This window comes from Rhizobium sp. BR 314 (assembly GCF_047445805.1).
In the GTDB taxonomy this organism is placed as follows: Bacteria; Pseudomonadota; Alphaproteobacteria; order Rhizobiales; family Rhizobiaceae; genus Rhizobium; species Rhizobium lusitanum_B.
Genome location: NZ_JARWLA010000044.1, coordinates 31,350 through 48,261, shown reverse-complemented (window position 1 = coordinate 48,261; position 16,912 = coordinate 31,350). Strand labels below are relative to the sequence as shown.

Sequence of the window (16,912 nt, the reverse complement as noted above, 5' to 3'; positions counted from 1 at the left end):
ACTTTGCATGCGCCGGATCGATACCGGCGCTGCTGTTTTGGTGCTTCTGCCCTCGCATTAGAAAGTCTGTCGTGCGCGAAATAATGTTTATGCGGGTATTTGAAGACAAAGTTCTGCTATTCTCAGAATCACCCATGATCCGAGCTCCCTAAAGCTTGGTTGTGGTTAGGCTGCATTCGGTGTTGGTAGCACTGCTTGCAGCCGCTTTTCCTTCGCTCGACCATTCCGAGATTGAGCTTTGGACCAGAACAACGGCACGTATATCACATGAGATGAAAGTGATCAATTCGAAATCAAATGATGAAAAGAAAATCACTGGAGCTCAGTTGCGCGCAGCTCGCGGGCTTATCCGGTGGAGTGCAAAGGATCTAGCGGTCGCAGCCGGGGTCGGTGTCGCTACGGTGAGCCGGGCGGAAGTTGAGGACGGTGTTCCGTCGATCACAAACGCAAATCTAAATGCCGTTCGCATAGCTTTGGAGGCCGCTGGAATCGAATTCATCCCGGCCAATGGGGGAGGGGTCGGAGTGAGGTTCAAGGAATCTGTCGCGCAATCGACGATAAAAGGCGACGTCGATCAATAGAGCCATCAAGGCTAGTAGCGGCTATTCGTGCGCTACACCAACAAGCCGAAAGTGCATCCACCATCATGGCCTGATGTCAGGAGTTTGCCTGACCAATCGCAACCGGATGCGGTCCTATGCATACCACATATGCCTCAGAGCCGCATTTCAATCCAGCCCGCAACGATTGGGGACGTCGCCTGATTGCGGACTGACGGCCTGCGAGGAGGAGGAAACCCGTGACGCGAAGCATAACCGACCTTTCGGTGCCGATTGCCAATGATATCCCCGCCGATCCCCCGATCCAAATCCCGCACATCGACTATATCGATCATAAGCAGAGCGTTCCGCAACTGCTGCCGTTCTTTCCGGGACTACAGGCGGACGATCTGCCTGACGGCGAAGGGTGGGCCGTCGAGCGCGTAACGCTATCGACGCACAATGGCACGCATCTGGATGCGCCCTATCATTATCATCCGACCATGGATCACGGCATTCCATCGCTGCGGATCGATGAAGTGCCGCTGGAATGGTGCTTTCAGCCGGGCGTCAAACTCGATTTTCGACACTTCGAGGACGGTTATCTCGTCACTGCTAGGGACGTTGAAGCCGAACTCGAGCGTATCGGCCATGTCTTGCGTCCGCTTGATATTGTCGTCGTCAACACGGCTGCAGGCGCTCGCTTTGGCCAGGACAACTATGTCGCAAGCGGTTGCGGCATGGGATACGAGGCGACTATGCATCTTCTTGAGCGCGGCGTGAAAGTCACCGGTACGGATGGATGGAGCTGGGACGTGCCCTTTATCCATACGGCGAAGAAATATGCAGCGACCAAGGATGCATCGCTGATCTGGGAGGGGCACAAGGCCGGGCGCCATCGCGGTTATTGCCATATCGAGAAGCTTCATAACCTCGAAGAGCTGCCTTCGACCGGATTCACTCTCTCCTGCTTCCCTGTAAAAATTGAAAAGGCTTCAGCCGGATGGACAAGAGCTGTCGCGATCATCGATGACTAACGCGGGCTTCTCTGCGTCCACACGACCAGGAGGCTAAAGGCAATCTAGGACCTGAAGTCTGGATTTTCCCATGTTCCGGTCGCCAGGCTGAATGGTGACCAATCCGTCATGTCATAGCGGATCGGCAGGGCTTCGGGGCGCCATGCTACGATCCTAGGGCGAAAGCGCCAATAGCGCTCGGCGCCATTCACCGAAAGATCCGGCGCGGGATCAAGCATAAGCTCGGCATCGCCGGTCATTTGCAGGAGCCCTCCCGAGGCAAAGTCTACGAATGTCACACCTGCCTTCCGGTTCAAGGCGATGTTCCCGAGCGTATTGAAGAACCGATTTCCAGCGAAATCCGGGATCGTCAACCAGCCATCCTCACCGACGCGGACGAAGCCCGCCCGTCCGCCGCGATGGGAGACATCGACGCGGCGCTTGCCCTTGCCCTCGAAATAAGATGCAACAAACAACGTGTCTGCTTGGCTGATGAGGGCGCGGGCAGTATCGTCGAGTGCCGAACTTACAATTGCGGGCATATCGGTAACGTCGGCCGGGTCGCGGATGAAGCTGACGCTTCTCGCCTGAATATATTTCGGACAGTTGCCAAAGCTCTCATCGACTGTGATGTCGAAACCTCGTGCATGGCGTTGCAGCGTACCATTCAGGCGATTGCGGCGTCGCGTCGCAAGGTCGATGCCAAGAAGGGCGATTTCCCGGCCATCCTCCATTCCGGCGTCTGCCGGGTCCGCACCCTCCCGGGCAAGCGTGACGCCAAGGTGATAGGGATCGGCCGCCTGGAGAAAGCCCGGCCTGCCGGCGCGCAGCGTTGCCCAGGCGTCGCCGTCGTCATCGACTGCGCCAAGGACGACCATGGGCAGAAGCGGATAGAACTCTCGGTGCTGGTCGATCAGATGATTGCGGATGACCTTGGGGCCGATTTCGCTCATGCGGCCTTCGACATCGGCCGATCGCTGCAGACTGACCTCGCCGTCGTGCCACGGCGATGGTCGTGGTAGGTCCGCGCCTATCGCTATATCTGTCATGCCGCCAACCCGACGGGGGTCTTCTGGAATTCGACGAAGCCTGGCAGCGCCTCGACTCTCGTAAGCCAGCCAAGAATACGCGGATATGGCGCGAGATCGACATCGCCTTCTGGCGCGCGAGCCACATAGCTGTAGAGCGCGACGTCGGCGATCGTCGGCTTGTCCGTGGCGATCCATTCGCGACCGTCAAGTGCCGCTTCTATCAGCATCAGAATGGCATGTGCGCGAGGGATGATTTCCTCGGAACGAAATGGTGCATTGAAAACTGTGATCAGACGCGCCATTGCCGGGCCATAGGCGATCTGGCCGGCTGCGACTGATAGCCAACGCTGAACGGCAGCACCTCCAATAGGGTCTTCAGGCAGCCAGTCCGTCCGCCCCAACTTCTTGGCGATGTACACGAGGATGGCGTTGGAATCCGAGACGATTATCCCGTCATCGTCAAGAACAGGCAATTGTCCAAAGGGATTGAGGGCGAGAAACTCCGGCTGCTTATGCGCCTTGACCGAAAGATCGACGAACACGAGCTCGTGCTTCACTCCGAGCAGCGACAGAAACAGTCGAGCGCGATGAGAATGACCGGAGAGGGGGTGATAGTAGAGTTTCATGGCTGCCTCCTGGCATCTGATGGCAGGAACTATGACTATTAATCGATATGTCGATAAGCATTGAAAATTGCACATATCCATTTCATAATCTGAAATAATCAGAGGGGATGTATGCATGGACCGGTTACAGGCAATGCGAATTTTTGCGCAGGTCGTGGAAAGCGGAGGCTTTGCGCCTGCCGCAAAGCGCCTGCACATGAGTGCGCCCTCGGTAACGCGTGCGATTGCGCAGCTAGAAGACAATATCGGAACGCGCCTTCTGGTGCGAACGACCCGCTCGATGAAGCTCACCTCGGCGGGCGAGGGCTACGCGGTAGACTGCCGTCGGATCCTTGCCGATATCAGCGAAGCCGAAGCCAATGCGGCGGGAAGCTACACGCAGCCGGCAGGCGTGCTAACCGTGACGGCTCCGGTGCTTTTCGGGCGAATTCATGTGCTTCCCGCCATTCTCGATTTCCTTCGCCTTTATCCGAACATGAAGGTCAAAACCGTCTTTGTCGATCGGGTGACCAATCTGGTCGAAGAGGGCTTGGACATTGCCGTGCGTATCGCGTCGCTGCCCGATTCCGGCCTGATCGCCCGACGCGTTGGCTCAATCAGGCAGGTTCTTTGCGGCTCTCCTGAGTATTTTGCCAGGTTTGGCGAGCCGCAAACCCCTGAAGATCTTCGCCATCACCAGGTCATCGGGCGCGACGGCTTGTTTGGGCAGTCAGAATGGCTGTTCGGCAAGGCCAGCAACATCCGTGTTCCGATCAACTCGTCGCTGATCTGCAACACGAATGATACGGCGATTGCCGCGGCAATTGCAGGCGCCGGCTTGTCCCGGTTCCAATCCTATCAGGTGGCGCAGGACGTCAAGGCGGGCCGGTTGAAGATCATTCTTGCAGATTATGAGCGCGAGCCGGTTCCGATCCATCTCGTGCATAGCGAGGGGCATATGGTCTCTGCGCGGGTCAGGGCATTCATGGATTTCACAGTCGATCATCTGCTGGGACAGGCAAATGCGAGTATTGCCCAAGAAGCGAGCTTCTGATCGGGAAAGCTTCTATTCGCTATTCGCTGGCAGTCCGGCGAACAGCGCGACAGCTGGCTGGACGCAGCCGAAAGCGACCTGGTTAGAGCGTTTGCCCGCAGCATAGAAGAATGCGGAGGAGTAGCTTTTGATAAGACGAGCCGAAATGGGGCTTCGGTCGGTCTCGCTTTCCGACGTTGGTCTGATGTTGTTTCGGCGAAAGGTCGCTTGCGCAATTGCTGAAGTCCGAACGGGGCCTTATCCATTTGATTAGACTTGACCGCTCGCAGCATAGAGACGATTTGATAGGGAATCAAAACTTTGCCAGTCGGTGGTCTGCGGTGGCGTTTTGCGCCGCATTGATCGCCGGATCCAACCGGAGCCTGAGGAGGCTGGGTGTGTTGTTGCGCCGTAAACTAGTTGCCGCCCTCCCGTGCCTGCTGTTGACGTTAGTCAACACGGTGCTTCCCTACACCATGAGCATCCACGGCACGTCCGCGACGTTTGCGCAGCAAATGGCCGAAGCCAAGGGTGGGAACGGTAACGGCGGCGGCAATGGCAACGGTGGTGGAAACGGCGGCGGCAACGGTAACGGCGGCGGCAATAGCGGTAACGGCGGCGGCAATGGTAATGGTGGCGGCAACGGGAATGGCAACAGCGGCTCAAACGGCAAGGGACACGACAATGGCCAGCAGTCGGGTACCAAGAGCGCAACGCAAAGTCAGACCTATTCCGATCAATCCGTGAACGAGGGCAATGGCTCGCTCACCGTTCGTCACAAGGACGGCATCAGCGAAAACATCCGGAGCGGGCGTTACGTTATGAGGGATTCAAAAGGACGAACAATCGTCAACCGCAACGCAACGGCCGCCGATGAAGAGCGGCTTAAATCCTTCCTTCATTGACGGCGCTTTTCAAGCTCGTCGCGAAACGCCATCGCAGCTTCCGTGCGATTACTGACGCCAAGCTTGGCAAAGATCTGCGTCATATGATGCTTGATGGTCTTTTCGTGCAGATCCAGTTTCAGGCCGATATGCTTATTGCTCAATCCGCCAGATGCCAGTTCCAGCACCTCCCGCTCCCGATCTGTGAGTGCGACGAAGGGATTGACCTCGGTGCTCGATCCGCCTTCCGAAATCAGACGTGCGGATAAAGTGGGGGCGACATAGCTGTTGCCGGCCGCAACGCTACGAATGATATCGGCGAGTGCGCGCGCGCCAACGCCTTTCAATACATAGCCCTTGGCGCCATACTTGAGCGCCGCCATGACGTCGTCGCTTGCCTCGGAAACCGTCAGCATCACGATCTTCTGGTCGGGCATCTGCTCGAGTATAAGGGAGATGGCTTCCAGACCGCCTCCCGGCATGGAAATATCGAGCAGCAGGACATCGGGGCGATGGGTCGCTGCTATACGCAGCGCGTCGTCCTTGCTGCTGCCTTCCCCGACGATGCTAAGCCCTTCCATTTCGGTCAGGCTTCGGATCACTCCCTCTCTGAAGAGGGGATGATCGTCCACGACCGCCAAGCTGATTGCAGCTGTCATGCCTGCTCCATTTCCTCGATATTCAATGACATTCGCACGGTGGTTCCGCGATCGGATGATGAAAGCTGAAAGGTCCCTCCAAGGCTTTCGACACGATCTCTAAGGCCGGCAAGGCCAAGCTTTTGCGGCGCGACGCCGTTCGTATCGAAACCTTGCCCCTTGTCGACAACTTCTACAATGATCTGCCCGTCCTCCGACGATTGCGCAACCTTCTGTCCAATGCCCCCGGCATGGCGATAGCCATTGTTGAGTGCCTCCTGGACAAAACGATAGATGCATATCTTTGCCGACGTGGAAAGGTCGGCGGGTGTCTTGTCCAAGGAGAGCGCAACGGAAACGCCGGTGCGTTGTTCATGCGCGCGGATCGCCCGTTTCAGGAGGTCCGTCAGCGTATCCGTCTCGATGTGTGGCAGCATCAACCCGCTGCAAATTCCGCGGATTTCCGTCATGGCATCATCGAGACTGGACTTGATAGTTTTCAAGGATGCCTCACGCTCATCGGGTTGCGTGGTGGGCGCGATGAGGGTCTGGCTGTCGAGACGCAAGGAGGCATAGGCGATCAGCTGCGCCGGACCGTCGTGCAAGTCGGCACCGATGCGGCGCAGATAGCTTTCGTTAAGGGAGGCGGACCGTTGCGTTGCTCGTTGAACACGTGCACGCAAAGCCTCATTCTGCCGCAGGAGGGCCGATAGTTCGCCAATGCGGCCGTTGAGCGCCTCGCGCTGGCTGTCAATGGTGCGGCTGCCCCGTAGAACGATAATCGACAAAAGCGCGAAAAATGTCATCGTAAATGCAGCAACCACGAGCCAGCTCAGCAGACGCGCTTGATTGAGGCTCCCCTCGAAATCGTTGGCGACTTCGTAGAATTCGGAAACAGCGACGACCTTGCCAGACCAGGGTTGCAGAACCGGATTGTAGATTTCCAGAAGCGGTTTGCCGCTATTGCGTTCAGCCTCGCTTTCGACATCGTCGATCCGATTGAACTTGGCGACCATTTGGCCGGAAAAGGCCAATCTGAGGTCGTTTGAAAGTGGGAATTGCTTTCCAGAAAGGTTCTTGTCGTTGGAGTAGAGAACGGTTCCGTCGTTGCGCCAAAGCCTGAAGGAAAATAGCCGATTGCCGAGCGCACCCTGGCCGAGCGTCTCATCCAGCGCCTGTCTGACGGAGTCGTCGAGAATTTGGGTCGTTTGCATATCCGGCAGAAGCGGAGCGATGACGCTATCGACGTAAAGCGCAGTCGTTGCTGCCGAATTGCGCGTGACCGCGTTTTCGATCAGACTGGCGACGAAGGCCCCCACGACAATCATCGCACAGAGCGCGACCAAGCCACCCGCGAGCAGGAACTGCCGCGCCAAGGATTGAGAATTCCAGCGCGCGATCAAACCCACCAGAGATATCTTGTATTTTTGGTTTGTTCGCAGAACCGGCATTATCAGCACTGATCTCCCAACTCCTAATAGCTATCCCGACAGACACGGGTGTCAACTGCCGCTCATCGGCATCATCAGCGCTTTCGCCCCAAAAGGGTCCTGCTACCCGCCTCAGCAATCTAAGCGACCATCGGGCGCGATCAATCAGACTATGGTCCAAATGCCCAAGGCATAGGTCCGAGCGGTGTAGAAACCTAGAATTTCGGCAATATTGTAGTGCGAGATGATTTGCTAGACACGGCCGCCGCTGAAGGCGACGGCTTTTCGTAAAGGAACTGCGCATGAAAATCCGTTCTATCGTCAGCACTGCAAGCCTCGGCCTCATCTTGGCAGTTGCCCCCATGGGAGGAGGTGCCGTCGGCCTGATACAGACGGCTTTCGCCAAGGGCGGAAATGGCGACGGCGGCGGCCACGGTAACGGCGGAGGTCATGGTGAAGGAAAATCCGACCATGAAAAAGCCGGTGGTAACGACACGGACGGCACGTCTGCAAACGCATCCACGGGCCAGGGCTCTTCATGGTCGGAAAAATCACATCATTCGGACAAGCATTCCAAGACGCATGATGAGAAAGCGGAAAAGCACAGCTCCAAACTCGGCGCCGGCAGCCTTCATTCGCTGAACAGAAACTATCATGCCTATCTGAACTCCAAGGATCCCAAGATGGCGGCGCTCGCAGCCTATGTGAAGGCCTATGCCGAGTTCGAAATACAATATGGAACAACCGCCGTGCCGACGGATCCCGCGCTTAGCGACAACGCCCTGCGTTCGGCGTTGCAGCAGCTGTCGAACAAGCCGGTCACAAGCCAGGAGCTTGCCGAAGCAAAGAGCATCCTTGGCGCCGGAACGAATAAGGGGAAGATCGCGGAAGTGCGTGAGGCTCTCGAAAAGAAATCCGAAACCGAGACGCCGGTTGATGGCGATGAAACAACTGTCAATTAAGGGCGTGGCGCTCGCGGCCTCTCGGAGCGGATGTTCCGATTGCTGAATATTTAGACGGCAGTTTTCCGCCGCCGTCATTTGCAAGTTTGGCGTCAATGGGCGCCATCCCCCTGCCGGTGTAACAGCCGGCTCTATCGTCGGATCGAGTCTCCGCCCCCAACAGGACTCGATCCGGCGATAGGTCACCTCATAACCCGTTGACGATATGTGGCCCGCGGTACTTGCACGGTGGAAATATTAGGCGGATCTCGGCGATCGATTGCACCTGGCCGAGAAGCGGTGCCGCACCAGCTTGGGCGTCGAAATCGCTGGTCCCTCACGCTTGAAAACGGTTCGAAACTAGCGCCGAAACTCGATCTGACAGACGGCTTCTCCGGTCTCGACGGTACCGGTGCCGTAGCTCAGTCACGGTAGGTCTCTCGCTGCAGACGCCGGATCAGTGGGTCTTGATGCCAATCTGCTGTTCCACCTCCAAGGCGAGGCGAAAAGTCGGTCGGCGGCAGGTTGGCGGCGAGCAAGACGTTCCAAGCGCCGCCGCAAAGTCTCGCAACGATAGAAGGGCCGCCAACGGTATGGCGGCCCTTGTTGTTTCGAGGGATGACAGCGCTGTTCTGATATGTGGCGACAACAGGGTCTTGCCGGAGGTGGACTGGCAAAGCCTCGGGCCGCTTTGACGATGCCGTAAGCGGGCCGAGCAGGATGTCATTAGATGCACGAACCTGTGCGGGAGATTTTGGATTCCAATCTCCCCGGAGGCAGTCGGCTTTCCTGTGCCTTAATCGCAGACGGTCCTGCGAATCACCACCCGATGGTGATGCCGGTAGGCATACTGCCTCTCTGTCCAGCAGTGCCGATCATAGCGATATCTCGGGCCGCCATAATAGTCATGATATGCGTAGGCTGGGGGATAACGATAGTACCGCGGCGGCGGCCGGTCATAGTCGTAACTGGGCCGAACCCCATACTCAAAGTAAACCTGGGAGAATGCCGGTGACGCTGACAAGGTCGCCGCGACTGCCAGAGCTAAGATCACGATTTTTTTCATGTTTTCGTTCCATCCGATTTGGACACATTCATTGGCAAAGGCTCAACCTCGCCTCGGATGTTAATATGCCATATGAGCTGTTCATGAACATGGACCAAAGTCTCGATTAAATGCGGACTTTGGACTGAAAGTACCTAGATGCAGTTCTGCCGCTTAGGGCGCGTACAGGCCATGGCCCCGCCTTTGCTCGAAGCTCCACGTGAGCGGAGTCTGGTCGAAATCGCGACCGGAATGAGGGGGAAACGACCATTCATGCTGTGTTCAGCCGCGTGGTCTCAGGATCATCACGTTGACGGAGGTTCGCTATGAAAATCTTTAAATATCTGCTCGCGTCGCTTCTTGGTCTCGGCATGCTTATCGGTGCGGGTGCTGCGTCCGCGGCGCCGATGACGAACATGACGAAGCCGGAGATCCAATCGTCCGTTCAGACGGTCCGTTATGATCATCGTCGCCATTGGCATGGTCCGCGACATCATCGTCCTCACCGCTGGCGGTCGCACCGCAGCTACCGCAGCCATTATTGGCGTGGCCATCATCGCGGTTGGTACAAGGCTCGTCACCACCACCACCGCTATCACCACCATCGCCGCTACTATCGCTACTGACCACACCGGACGGCACAACAACATGTCCACCTTCGGCGCGATCTGCCCAATGTCGCATTTCGCGCCGTCTGTCAGCAGAGCTGCGACGTAACCAGTTGATCAATGGCATTTCTGAGGCTGAACGGTTCGGCCCCGCCCTCTCGACTCTGGTGGATGCGAAAATCGCTCTCGCACCCATCTCTTGTTGAACAAAGCGCGGTTTCGGCAGGACGCCATGGGTAGCAACTGCGTTTGGGCGGATGAGCCTGCTAGCCTCGCACCGCACTCCTGAACGCCGCCGCAAGAGCCGCAAGCGCGTCACTTGGCCGACCGGCCCTGATCCTTGTATGCAGGAGGATCGGCAAGCGTGGGAGATCGGGAAGGCCGAGCCTGGCGCCGACATCGACCGCGCCAAACGGCAACATGCGCGGCGCCAATGCGGCAACACCAAGCCCTGCCATGACAGCCGCAACGACTGCGGGAACACCGCCCCCAACGAACACCTCTGTCCATGGCACACCGCCGGCATCGAGATGCTGTTCGGCCAAGGCGCGCACGCCGCACGGCTCGGCCATCGTGGCAACCGGCAGGGGCTCGCCCGCGCGTCGCTGCCAGTTTGGCGCGGCAAACCAGCCGAATTGTTCTTCCGTCAGCAGTTCTCCGTCGCTCCGCCCAAAATATTGGCGAACAATGACCGTGTCGATCTCGCGTCTGTCGAAGCTCTGTAGCAGGTCACCTGACGAACCTATCCGGATTTCGATCAGCAATTGCGGATCCTGTGCGTTCATACGCGCGATCAATGCCGGAAGCTCCGGGCCTGCGACGTGATCGCTGATGCCTATGGTGAGACGCTGCCGGGTCTGCGCAAATGTGCTGAGGGCGCGATCATGTGCCTCCAGCAGGTGGCGAGCCGGTTCGAGGAATGCTGCACCATGTGCTGAAAGCTGAACATGGCGGGGCGTTCGCTCGACAAGCCGGTGGCCGAGCCGCTTTTCGAGGCGCTTCAGCTTCAGGCTGATCGCAGCTTGCGTCGTCTGCATGGCCTCGGCAGCACGTGTGAAGCTGTCGAGCTCTGCAATGTGCAGGAATGCCTGGACGGCGTCGAGATCAAGTGGAGCGCTCATCATTTCCAGTCGTTATTATTAAAATCACTATCCATAGCGTATGAAAATAATAGATCGGCGGCTAACCTGCAGTCCAGGACAAATTCGAAAGGATCTCTCGATGCCGCTCACTCACATCGCTCTGCGCGCAGGAAAGCCCGAAGGCTATCGCCAGGCGATCTGCGACAGCTTCCACCGTGCGATGCACGAAACATTCAACGTGCCCGAAGACAATGACTTCGTGATCATCACGGAGCATGAGGCAGCGAACTTCCGCTACGACCCGGCCTATCTTGGCATGGTCCGCAGCGACGATCTCGTGTTTATCCAGATCACCGCAAACAACACCCGCACTGTCGAGCAGAAGAAAGTGCTGTTCCACCGTATCGCCGAATTGCTTGGCGAGAATCCGGGCCTTCGATCGGATGACGTGTTTGTGTCGCTTGTCGAAGTCGAGAAGGAGAACTGGTCGCTCGGTCGGGGCTTCGCGCAATACGCATGACACGATGATACCGTTCAGTAGGGGAGGTGGCGAAACCTGCAGCTTTGAACTGGCAGAGCGGGGAAGGGCAGGTTGTCATTTACCAAGTGCGCGCGGGTAGGATTTGCCGCAGGCCACTGATCCACCTCTCTATGTCATATGGCTTCTGGCGGCTCGATACGATTAAAATCGATTAGAGATCTCGATCGTCCGCAAAAAGCAGTCATGTTAGCGTCGTTGTGCACTAGACAATCTCAATTTTCCTTGTTGTTGCTGCATCGTTTGGTGCTCGGCCGATGTGGAGCGGACGAGTGGAGAGAGGATTAAACATAAATGCAGAAGAGAGTTGGAGCTCCAAGGGAGCGGTCCACTGCCGAAGCGCGTGTCGCGATGACACCCGAAAGCGCGCTGCAATTGCAAAAGCTCGGCTACGAATGTCTTATCGAAAGCGGCGCCGGTAAGGCGGCAGGCTTTTCAGATAAGGCCTATCGTGATGCAGGTGTTACGGTCGTCGAGAGCTGCGACGAGCTCTACGCATCCGCTGATGTGATCGCCAAGGTCCGTCCGCCGGAAGTGGCTGAAATCGAAAAGCTCGGACCGGGGAAGACGCTCATTTCCTTCTTCTATCCGGCGCAGAATGCGACATTGCTCGATCAAGCGAGAGCCACGGGCGCAAATGTCATCGCCATGGATATGGTGCCACGCATTTCGCGCGCGCAAAAGATGGATGCCTTGTCGTCGATGGCCAATATTGCGGGCTATCGCGCGGTCATTGAGGCTGGCAACAATTTCGGTCGCTTCTTCACCGGACAGGTGACGGCGGCAGGCAAGGTACCGCCCGCGAAAGTCCTCATCATCGGGGCAGGTGTCGCCGGGCTTGCCGCAATCGGTACCGCCACCTCGCTTGGTGCCATTACCTACGCCTTCGACGTGCGCCCCGAGGTTGCCGAGCAGATCGAGAGCATGGGAGCTGAGTTCGTCTATCTTGATTTTGCCGGTACACAGCAGGACGGCGCGGCAAGCGGCGGCTACGCGGCGCCGTCATCGCCTGAATTTCGCGAGAAGCAGCTCGCGAAGTTCCGGGAGCTTGCGCCGGACATGGATATCGTCATCACCACCGCGCTGATCCCGGGTCGTGATGCGCCCAAACTGTGGTTGGCGGACATGGTGGCCGCGATGAAGCCGGGCTCGGTGATCGTCGATCTTGCCGCCGAGCGCGGCGGAAATTGCGACCTTACGATCGCAGATCAACGTGTGGTGTCCGACAATGGCGTCGTCATCATCGGCTACACCGACTTTCCAAGTCGCATGGCGGCGCAGGCCTCGACACTCTATTCCACCAACATCCGGCACATGATGACGGATCTGACGCCCGGCAAGGATGGCAAACTCGTTCACAATATGGAGGACGACGTGATCCGCGGAGCGACCATTGCCTTCGAAGGCGCGATCACCTTCCCGCCACCACCGCCGAAAGTGCAGGCGATCGCGGCGCAAAAGCCAAAACCGAAAGCCGCGGAGCTGACGCCCGAGCAGAAGCGGGCACAGGAGACGGAGGCCTTCAAGGCGCAGACGAAGAGCCAGGGCATGCTGCTTGCCGGCGGAACTGCCTTGCTGCTTCTGGCAGGTGCATTCGCACCGCCGAGCTTTATGAACCACTTCGTCGTCTTCATGCTTGCCTGCTTCATCGGCTTCCAGGTGATCTGGAACGTCTCCCACTCGCTGCACACGCCGCTCATGGCGGTCACGAATGCCATTTCCGGCATCGTCATTCTCGGTGCTCTGCTGCAGATCGGCTCCGGCAATTGGCTGGTCGTCATTCTCGCCGCCCTGTCCGTCTTGGTCGCGACGATCAATATTGTCGGCGGTTTCCTCGTGACGCGGCGCATGCTCGCCATGTTCCAAAGGTCGTGATCAGCTAGGAGGTTATCAACATGACGATCGGTATCGTTTCGGCCGCCTACATCTCTGCGGCTGTTCTCTTCATCCTTTCACTTGGCGGCCTTTCCGGACAGGAAAGCGCAAAGCGTGCGGTCTGGTACGGCATTGTCGGCATGGCGCTCGCCGTCATCGCTACCGTCTTTGGGCCGGGCATCGGCAATTGGTTCATCATTGTCTTGATGATTGCCGGCGGCGCGGTGCTTGGACATTATGTGGCGAGCCGCGTGCAGATGACGGAAATGCCGCAGCTTGTTGCTGCCCTTCACTCCTTTGTCGGTCTCGCCGCGGTCTTTATCGGCTTTAACGCCCATATCGAGGCTTGGCGTGTTGCCGGCATGGATGAGACCATGCGAGCAACGCTCGATGGCTTTGCCGGCATCCTCGCCCACAAGACATCGGTTGAACTTGCCATAATGAAGGTCGAAGTCTTCCTCGGCGTCTTCATCGGTGCGGTCACCTTCACCGGTTCGGTCGTCGCCTTTGGCAAGCTCGCCGGCAAGGTGGACGGCAAGGCCAAGAAGCTCCCCGGTGGGCATGCTCTCAACGCGGCCGCTGCGGTTCTCTCGCTCATCCTGCTCTGGATGTATGTCGGCGGCTCCGGTGCCTGGACGCTGATCCTGATGACCGCCGTGGCCTTTTTCATTGGCTATCACCTGATCATGGGCATCGGCGGCGCTGATATGCCGGTCGTTGTCTCGATGCTCAACAGCTATTCCGGCTGGGCAGCAGCGGCAATCGGCTTCACGCTCGGCAACGATCTCCTGATCGTGACGGGAGCGCTCGTCGGCTCGTCCGGCGCAATCCTTTCCTACATCATGTGCAAGGCGATGAACCGTTCCTTCATCTCGGTCATCCTTGGTGGTTTTGGCGCAACGACAGGGCCGACAATGACAATCGAGGGTGAGCAGATCGCCATCGATGCCGAAGGTGTTGCCGCGGCCCTTAATGATGCTGACAGCGTTGTCATCGTCCCCGGCTATGGCATGGCCGTCGCTCAGGCGCAGCAGGCCGTATCGGAACTCACCCGCAAGCTGCGCGCCGCCGGCAAGTCCGTTCGATTTGCAATCCATCCGGTTGCCGGCCGCCTTCCAGGGCACATGAACGTTCTGCTGGCGGAGGCAAAGGTTCCCTATGACATCGTCCTGGAAATGGACGAGATCAATGAGGACTTCCACGAGACGGATGTGGTGATCGTCATCGGTTCGAATGACATCGTCAATCCGGCAGCCCAGGAAGATCCCAACTCCCCGATCGCCGGCATGCCCGTGCTTGAGGTTTGGAAGGCAAAACAGGTGTTCGTCTCCAAACGTGGTCAGGGTACGGGGTACTCCGGGATCGAGAATCCGCTGTTCTACAAACCGAATACGAGAATGTTCTATGGTGATGCCAAAGCATCCGTTGGCGATCTGATCCCCAAAATTGCGTAGGGGGCTGCTTTTCTGAAAGCAGATCCGGCTCCGAAAGGAGCCGGATCCATTTTTCGCGAAACTGAGCGTTGCTTCTCGCCTCAGTGGACATCGAGGCCAGTTCGCGGGGAAGGTGTACTGAACTGTTGGGAAGCATTGTGCAGTGGTAACGGCCCCACATATGTGCTGATGTGGGCTGCGTAGCGCAGGGAGTACATTGGATGAGCCGATTGACAATCGACATGACGGACCAGCAACATCAAAGCCTCAAGGCGTTGGCTGCTCTGCAGGGCAAGACAATCAAGCAATACGCACTTGAGCGCTTATTTCCTGGCGACACGGATGGAGATCGAGCCTGGCAGGAGTTGAAGACGTTGATGGACACACGCATCAACAATGGGCTCGCCGGAAAACTATCGACCAAGACCGTAAGCGATATTCTCGATGAAGAGACTGCCGAGGATCGTGCTTGACGGCCTATATCCTTACGACAGAGGCAGAACCGATCTGCGCTCCGTAATCCGTTACACGCGTGCGCAATGGGGTAGCCCTCAGGTGCGCCGCTACGTCCTGGTTTTGGAGCGCGGCATCGCAAGCCTTGCGGAAGGCAGGGGGCCGTTCAAGGATATGAGTGCGCTTTGCCCCGGGTTGAGAATGGCACGGTGCGAGCATCACTAAGTCTTTTGTCTGTCACGCGAGGGCGCGCCGGCTCTGATTGTGGCCATCTTTCATGAGCGGATGGATCTCATGACGCGTTTGGCTGGTCGTCTGAGCCAATGATGCTTGGACGAAGGTAATTCAGCCGAATTGATCCTGCATCAGCGAGACTATGTGCTCGACAAACATGGCAGGGGCCTTGTTGCAGACGTTGACGGCGCCTGCTGATCAGCATGGGGGATAACCAACTGCAAAAGCTGGAGAATTCCCGTGGTGGCCAGAAGTCACTTTGGAGGAAAGGACCCGTGGGGCAAATATGAGCAGCCGTACGTAGTCGTTTTCTACGGAAAACGGCATCGAGTGCGGAAGCATGAGAGCATCGTGTCAAGCGAAGTGATGATTTGACCCCGGGGGGGCAATTTCTCACTTCGCCTGACACATCGATCTCCCTCAGCTGGCTATGCCTCCGAGACCTCCAATCCAGTTGCGGTGCGACCAGTATCGCTTCTTGGTCTCCAATGACCGATTGATCGGCCTCCTGTTGGCTGACATAGTGCCGCCGTCTATCCGTCCACGCCAAGCAAAGACCCATCGATGACCGAATCTGTCAGTAATTCCTTGCCCGCTTCCGCTCGTCCGCTCACGAAAATCAGCCTGAAATGGGGTATGGTCGAGGAGCCTTCACTTTCCATTCTGGAGAAGTTCCAGCTCCTGCGGGATCTCGGCTATGACGGCGTCGAGCTCGATTCACCCAATAATCTGCCGCTCGACGAGGTCTTGAACGCCCGCGACAAGACCGGCCTTGCTATTCCCGGTCTCGTCAATGCCGTACATTGGAAGCGTCCGCTGACGGATCCCGATCCTTTGGCGCGCCAGGCCTGTGTCGATTCGATGGTCAGGGCTCTCCATGACGCAAAGCTTTATGGCGCAACGACCGTGTTGCTCGTCCCCGGTGTCGTCAATGCAGGCACCAGCTACAAGACGGCTTACGCGCGAGCCGGCGAGGAAATCGCCAAGATCCTGCCCGCCGCGGAAGAAAGCGGCGTATCGATCGCGCTCGAAAATGTTTGGAATGACTTCCTGCTGAGCCCGCTTGAGGCCGCTGGCTTCATCGATCGCTTCAGCCATCCGAAGCTCGGCTGGTATTTCGATGTCGGCAATGTTCTGCGCTACGGTCGGCCGACAGATTGGATCGAAGCGCTCGGCAAGCGCATTCTGAAGATCGACATCAAGGAATACAGTCTTGAAAAGATGAACAGCGAAGGCCCGTGGAAGGGCTTCGATGTCGAGCTCGGCGACGGCGAGTGCGATTGGGCTGCAGTCAACAAGGCCCTGGCAGATATCGGCTATTCCGGCTGGGCTTCGATCGAGGTGCCGGGAGGCGACCGCAAGCGCCTCGCCGATCTCAAGAAGCGCGTCGACCGGATCGCCGCGCTCTGATTTTCAGATTGCAAGAGCAATTCCAGGAAAAGTGCGTAGCGGTTTTCCGTCCGGAATTGCTTGAAACAAGGAGATAGAGCCTTTCCGCATTTCCAAGAAATACGGAAAGGCTAAAGG

16 protein-coding genes and 1 pseudogene are annotated in these 16,912 nt (G+C 57.6%); 12 read left to right on the top strand and 5 right to left on the bottom strand.

Annotated features, from left to right (window positions below):
• Positions 1–272 precede the first annotated feature (272 nt).
• Positions 273–581, top strand: coding sequence for a transcriptional regulator (locus QD461_RS32345; RefSeq protein ID WP_414091161.1), 309 nt, complete (start codon positions 273–275; stop codon positions 579–581).
• Between the two features lie 218 nt (positions 582–799).
• Positions 800–1,576, top strand: coding sequence for a cyclase family protein (locus QD461_RS32340; protein ID WP_414091160.1), 777 nt, complete (start codon positions 800–802; stop codon positions 1,574–1,576).
• 44 nt (positions 1,577–1,620) lie between these two features.
• Here QD461_RS32340 and QD461_RS32335 read toward each other — a convergent pair whose 3' ends face one another.
• Positions 1,621–2,604, bottom strand: a complete 984-nt coding sequence (locus QD461_RS32335) for a pyridoxamine 5'-phosphate oxidase family protein (protein ID WP_414091159.1) — start codon at positions 2,602–2,604, stop codon at positions 1,621–1,623.
• Positions 2,601–3,212 (bottom strand): glutathione S-transferase family protein, encoded by a 612-nt coding sequence (locus QD461_RS32330; protein WP_414091158.1) that lies wholly within the window; start codon positions 3,210–3,212, stop codon positions 2,601–2,603. Before QD461_RS32330 ends, QD461_RS32335 begins: the two co-directional genes overlap by 4 nt.
• A gap of 115 nt (positions 3,213–3,327) precedes the next feature.
• Between QD461_RS32330 and QD461_RS32325 the strand changes: the two genes are divergently transcribed.
• Both QD461_RS32325 and QD461_RS32320 read left to right on the top strand, forming a co-directional pair.
• A complete protein-coding gene (locus QD461_RS32325) occupies positions 3,328–4,245 on the top strand; it encodes a LysR family transcriptional regulator (RefSeq protein WP_414091157.1) in 918 nt (305 codons plus the stop codon).
• A gap of 377 nt (positions 4,246–4,622) precedes the next feature.
• Positions 4,623–5,129: a hypothetical protein gene (locus QD461_RS32320; RefSeq protein ID WP_414091156.1), complete on the top strand. Its 507-nt coding sequence runs from the start codon at positions 4,623–4,625 to the stop codon at positions 5,127–5,129.
• Here the strand turns inward: QD461_RS32320 and QD461_RS32315 are convergent.
• Together QD461_RS32315 and QD461_RS32310 are read right to left on the bottom strand one after the other, a co-directional pair.
• Positions 5,123–5,767: a response regulator gene (locus tag QD461_RS32315; RefSeq protein ID WP_414091155.1), complete on the bottom strand. Its 645-nt coding sequence runs from the start codon at positions 5,765–5,767 to the stop codon at positions 5,123–5,125. The genes QD461_RS32320 and QD461_RS32315 overlap by 7 nt on opposite strands.
• Positions 5,764–7,197 carry a sensor histidine kinase gene (locus QD461_RS32310; protein WP_414091154.1) on the bottom strand — a complete coding sequence of 478 codons (1,434 nt, stop codon included), beginning with the start codon at positions 7,195–7,197 and terminating at the stop codon, positions 5,764–5,766. Before QD461_RS32310 ends, QD461_RS32315 begins: the two co-directional genes overlap by 4 nt.
• Before the next feature lie 281 nt (positions 7,198–7,478).
• Between QD461_RS32310 and QD461_RS32305 the strand changes: the two genes are divergently transcribed.
• Positions 7,479–8,138 carry a hypothetical protein gene (locus tag QD461_RS32305; protein ID WP_414091153.1) on the top strand — a complete coding sequence of 220 codons (660 nt, stop codon included), beginning with the start codon at positions 7,479–7,481 and terminating at the stop codon, positions 8,136–8,138.
• Between the two features lie 1,483 nt (positions 8,139–9,621).
• Positions 9,622–9,879, top strand: a complete 258-nt coding sequence (locus tag QD461_RS32300) for a hypothetical protein (protein WP_414091152.1) — start codon at positions 9,622–9,624, stop codon at positions 9,877–9,879.
• A gap of 157 nt (positions 9,880–10,036) precedes the next feature.
• Here QD461_RS32300 and QD461_RS32295 read toward each other — a convergent pair whose 3' ends face one another.
• Positions 10,037–10,894 carry a LysR family transcriptional regulator gene (locus QD461_RS32295; protein WP_414091151.1) on the bottom strand — a complete coding sequence of 286 codons (858 nt, stop codon included), beginning with the start codon at positions 10,892–10,894 and terminating at the stop codon, positions 10,037–10,039.
• A 97-nt stretch (positions 10,895–10,991) separates the two neighbouring features.
• On the opposite strand from QD461_RS32295, the gene QD461_RS32290 reads away from it, so the two are divergent.
• From QD461_RS32290 to QD461_RS32265, 6 genes and pseudogenes are all read left to right on the top strand, one after another.
• The gene (locus QD461_RS32290; protein WP_414091150.1) at positions 10,992–11,372 is read left to right on the top strand and encodes a tautomerase family protein; all 381 of its coding nucleotides are present in this window, start codon (positions 10,992–10,994) and stop codon (positions 11,370–11,372) included.
• 312 nt (positions 11,373–11,684) lie between these two features.
• A complete protein-coding gene (locus tag QD461_RS32285) occupies positions 11,685–13,265 on the top strand; it encodes a Re/Si-specific NAD(P)(+) transhydrogenase subunit alpha (protein ID WP_414091149.1) in 1,581 nt (526 codons plus the stop codon).
• Positions 13,266–13,285: 20 nt separating this feature from the next.
• Positions 13,286–14,719 (top strand): NAD(P)(+) transhydrogenase (Re/Si-specific) subunit beta, encoded by a 1,434-nt coding sequence (locus QD461_RS32280; protein ID WP_414091148.1) that lies wholly within the window; start codon positions 13,286–13,288, stop codon positions 14,717–14,719.
• 200 nt (positions 14,720–14,919) lie between these two features.
• Entirely contained in the window at positions 14,920–15,171 is a 252-nt protein-coding gene (locus QD461_RS32275; RefSeq protein WP_414091147.1) for an antitoxin, read from the top strand.
• A pseudogene (locus QD461_RS32270) lies at positions 15,168–15,478 on the top strand (type II toxin-antitoxin system RelE/ParE family toxin). The gene QD461_RS32275 and the pseudogene QD461_RS32270 overlap by 4 nt, the downstream one beginning before the upstream one ends.
• A 471-nt stretch (positions 15,479–15,949) precedes the next feature.
• Entirely contained in the window at positions 15,950–16,795 is an 846-nt protein-coding gene (locus tag QD461_RS32265; RefSeq protein ID WP_414091146.1) for a sugar phosphate isomerase/epimerase family protein, read from the top strand.
• Positions 16,796–16,912 lie beyond the last annotated feature (117 nt).

Coding starts and splice junctions, on each gene's coding strand:
- QD461_RS32345 (WP_414091161.1), top strand. CDS start 273: ATGAAAGTGATCAATTCGAAATCAAATGATGAAAAGAAAATCACTGGA.
- QD461_RS32335 (WP_414091159.1), bottom strand. CDS start 2,604: ATGACAGATATAGCGATAGGCGCGGACCTACCACGACCATCGCCGTGG.
- QD461_RS32330 (WP_414091158.1), bottom strand. CDS start 3,212: ATGAAACTCTACTATCACCCCCTCTCCGGTCATTCTCATCGCGCTCGA.
- QD461_RS32325 (WP_414091157.1), top strand. CDS start 3,328: ATGGACCGGTTACAGGCAATGCGAATTTTTGCGCAGGTCGTGGAAAGC.
- QD461_RS32315 (WP_414091155.1), bottom strand. CDS start 5,767: ATGACAGCTGCAATCAGCTTGGCGGTCGTGGACGATCATCCCCTCTTC.
- QD461_RS32310 (WP_414091154.1), bottom strand. CDS start 7,197: ATGCCGGTTCTGCGAACAAACCAAAAATACAAGATATCTCTGGTGGGT.
- QD461_RS32305 (WP_414091153.1), top strand. CDS start 7,479: ATGAAAATCCGTTCTATCGTCAGCACTGCAAGCCTCGGCCTCATCTTG.
- QD461_RS32300 (WP_414091152.1), top strand. CDS start 9,622: ATGATCATCGTCGCCATTGGCATGGTCCGCGACATCATCGTCCTCACC.
- QD461_RS32295 (WP_414091151.1), bottom strand. CDS start 10,894: ATGATGAGCGCTCCACTTGATCTCGACGCCGTCCAGGCATTCCTGCAC.
- QD461_RS32290 (WP_414091150.1), top strand. CDS start 10,992: ATGCCGCTCACTCACATCGCTCTGCGCGCAGGAAAGCCCGAAGGCTAT.
- QD461_RS32285 (WP_414091149.1), top strand. CDS start 11,685: ATGCAGAAGAGAGTTGGAGCTCCAAGGGAGCGGTCCACTGCCGAAGCG.
- QD461_RS32280 (WP_414091148.1), top strand. CDS start 13,286: ATGACGATCGGTATCGTTTCGGCCGCCTACATCTCTGCGGCTGTTCTC.
- QD461_RS32275 (WP_414091147.1), top strand. CDS start 14,920: ATGAGCCGATTGACAATCGACATGACGGACCAGCAACATCAAAGCCTC.
- QD461_RS32265 (WP_414091146.1), top strand. CDS start 15,950: ATGACCGAATCTGTCAGTAATTCCTTGCCCGCTTCCGCTCGTCCGCTC.